Below are 3,660 nucleotides of genomic sequence, written 5' to 3' on the forward strand. Positions count from 1 at the left end.
TGCTGACCTACAATGGGTGTAGCAATGGTACGGTGAGTTGGAGCGACGGGCTAGGCAGTGGAAATACAAAATCCGTGACGCCTTCAGGTACCACCACCTACAGCGTTACCTGCACTCCGTCGGGTGGGGGAAGTCCATGCACCAGCTCAGTGACGGTCACTGTTACCAGTTGTAACTTTAGTGTGGGCGCCAGCTCGTCCAATATCAATGCGGGGCAAAGTACGGTTTTGTCCTATACGGGTTGTTCGGGTGGCACAGTGAGTTGGGATAATGGGGTAGGTAATGGTAATGGCCTGACTATCAACCCCACGGTTACAACAACTTATGTGGCTACCTGCACACCCAATGGCGGAGGGACGCCCTGTACAAGCTCGATAACCGTGACCGTAAATGGATGCGGTTTAAGCGCGTCGGCCAGTCCGTCGGCTATCAATGCCGGTCAAAACGCCATCCTGACCTATACGGGTTGCTCTAATGGCACAGTAAGCTGGGATAATGGACTGGGAACGGGAAATACTAAAACGGTAAATCCGTCCTTCACAACTACTTATATCGCTACCTGCGTGCCATCCGGTGGAGGCAATGCCTGTACCAGTTCGGTAACCATACAGGTAGACGGTTGCACCCTCAGTGCTTCGGCTAATCCATCGACCATCAACGCGGGTCAACGTACGGTACTGACGTATACGGGTTGTACCAATGGAACGGTGAGCTGGGACAATGGACTCGGTACGGGTACTACCCAAACCGTTAGTCCGTCGGTTACAACAACCTACAAAGCGACCTGTACCCCCAGCGGTGGCGGAACGCCTTGTACCAGTTTAGTAACGGTAACCGTAACGAGTTGTAATTTGAGTATCTCGACCAACCTGTCCAGCCTAAATGCCGGTCAAAGCGCCCTGTTAACCTATATCGGCTGTGAAAATGGCACGGTCAGTTGGGACAATGGGGTAGGCAGTGGCAACAACAAGACGGTGAACCCATCTGCGACGACCACCTACGTAGCCACCTGCACGCCAACAGGAGGGGGGAATGCCTGTAGTAGTTCGATCACCATCAATGTCAATCCATGTACCATTGGCAGTACCGCCAGCCCGTCAACCATCAATGCGGGTCAAAGCTCGATCCTGACCTACACAGGTTGCCCTAACGGAACGGTCAGTTGGGATAATGGAATAGGGACTGGTAATGCCAAAATGGTTAGTCCAACGATTACGACTACCTATATCGCTAGCTGCATACCCGATGGTGGCGGTACACCCTGCACCAGCCCTGTGACGGTGAATGTGATCCAATGTTCGATCAATAGTTCCGTTAGCCCGTCCCGAATCAACGTCGGGCAGTCGGCTACGCTGACTTACACGGGTTGCCCCAATGGCACGGTAAGCTGGGATAATGGCCTGGGGAGTGGCAATGCCAAAACGGTGATGCCAACGGCCACGACGACCTACCGGGCGACCTGTATCCCAACGGGTGGTGGCAATAGCTGTACGGAAGACGTTACGCTGACGGTTACACCAGCTCCCATTGCAATCAGTAATAGCTCGGTAAAAAAACCGAGTTGTGTCGATGCCCAGAACGGGAGTCTGACTTTAACGCTCGACCGGCGGATCGTCATTGGAGAGCGCATCATCCGACTCACCCTTTCCCGGAATAATTCTCTTGTTGGAACCTATCTGTTTGAAGGACCATCCTTCACAACACCCGAAATCCTGGGGGCTGGAACGTACTCCGTATTAATCGAAACGCTGATCGGGTCCAGTCCATCGGCTCAAACAACCGCCAGCATCACCATCGCCAATCCCGACCCGGTGACGTTCTCCCTGACTAAAACCGATGTGAACTGCTTTGGTGGGGCCGATGGAAAAATCGAGATTCTGGCGGCTGGGGGTACGGGAGCCTATTCGTATCAGTTAGCCGCTGCGGGTACGGCTGTATTTGCCAATGGCAACCGCCATCTACTCCCGGACCGTTTGCCGGGGACGTATACCCTACAGGTGTTCGATAGCAATAGCTGTCCCTCTGGTAACCAGTCGATTACGGTTAGTCAGCCTGCCAGTGCAGTTGCCTTGACAAAAGTATCCCAGAAAGATCCACGAGGGTTCGAGACAAAAGATGGGCAGGCCGTAGTGCAGGTGGCTGGCGGCACGCCCGGATACACCTTTGAATGGCTGGATGAAACCGATAATTCGTATGGAACGGGCGTGACAACGGGCACAACGAATAAAAATAGTACCCTACGAGGGGGAACGTACCGGGTCAGGGTATATGATGCCCGGTATAGTCTGGCTACTCAGAAAGGAGGTTGCTCAAGCATTTTTTCATTCTCGCTTACCGAACCGCCCATCATCGAAGCCCGTATTGACCTCACGTCGGCCATCTCCTGCTTTGGTAAAAAAGACGGTGTGATTCTTGTGACGCCTAAAGGTGGGGTACCTTTCACCAAAAGCACGGCGTATGTGCTCAGCTTACAAAGTCAAAGCAATCCCAGTATCCAGGTGTCGCCCGTCCGAAATTCGTTTGGAAGCCTTCCGGCCGGACTCTATACCCTAACGGTAACGGATTCGAACGAGGTTTCCCGTACCTTTTCGTATTCGCTGGCAGAACCGCAGAAAGTGATCTCCAGTGTCGTATCAACTAAAGACCTGGCCTGTAACGGGGATAAAAATGGGAGCATCGAAATTGCAGCCACAGGGGGTAATGGAGGATACACCGCTAGCTGGAGCAACAATGCGAAAGGGTTAAAAATCAGCAGCCTTTCGGGGGGTATGTATACGGGCGTGGTGTCGGATACCAAAGGGTGTCGATCCGATATTCTCTATGTGTCGATAAACGAACCGACCAGACTGGAGGCCGCCTTTTCAATCAAATCGCCTACCTGTTATAGTACGTGCGATGGGACTATTGACGCCGGAATTTCTGGGGGCGTCAGACCGTATAGCTTTGCCTGGGACGGACGAACGGAGAAGGCGACCCGACTGGAAAAATTATGTGGGGGAGAGTCGCTAAGCTTCAAGGTTGCTGACGCCAATGGCTGTCAACTGACCAAAACAGCACAGATTGTTCAGCCAACGAAAATTGACCTCAACCTGGGGAGTGAACGGAAGGTATGCCAGGGACAAACGGTGTTGCTCGATGCCACTAATGCACTGGCTCAGTCGTACCGATGGACGCTACCCGATAGCCAAACCGCTAATACGCCCACCATCGAAGCCAAACAACCCGGTATGTATAGTCTGTCGGTGTTTGATAAAACGAACTGTGAGTTCAAATCAACCGTAGCCGTTAAGCAGGTACAGAATACCGGGAAAATACGGTTCGCAGCTACCTCGACGGGACCAGTCAATGAACCAATTGTGATCCTTAATCTGTCGGACCCTGCTCCCCTGACCACCGACTGGATTACACCTGCAACAGCTACCATCCTAGAAAAAACAGCCGCACGGCTTCAGTTTTCATTACCCGCCCTGGGCGATTATACCATCGGCATTAAAGCCGCCTTTGCTGAATGTGAGCTCTATCAGACCAAAAAAATTACTATAGTGGATGCCTTTCCGAAGCAGGTACAGTTTGATCCGGGCGAACTGACCCTCTCCGTAAGTCCTAACCCAACAGTAACGGATGTGGCGGTAAACCTGCTGTTTAAAGTACCCACCAGCT

It is taken from the genome of Spirosoma sp. 48-14 (genome assembly GCF_001898575.1).
In the GTDB taxonomy this organism is placed as follows: Bacteria; Bacteroidota; Bacteroidia; order Cytophagales; family Spirosomataceae; genus Spirosoma.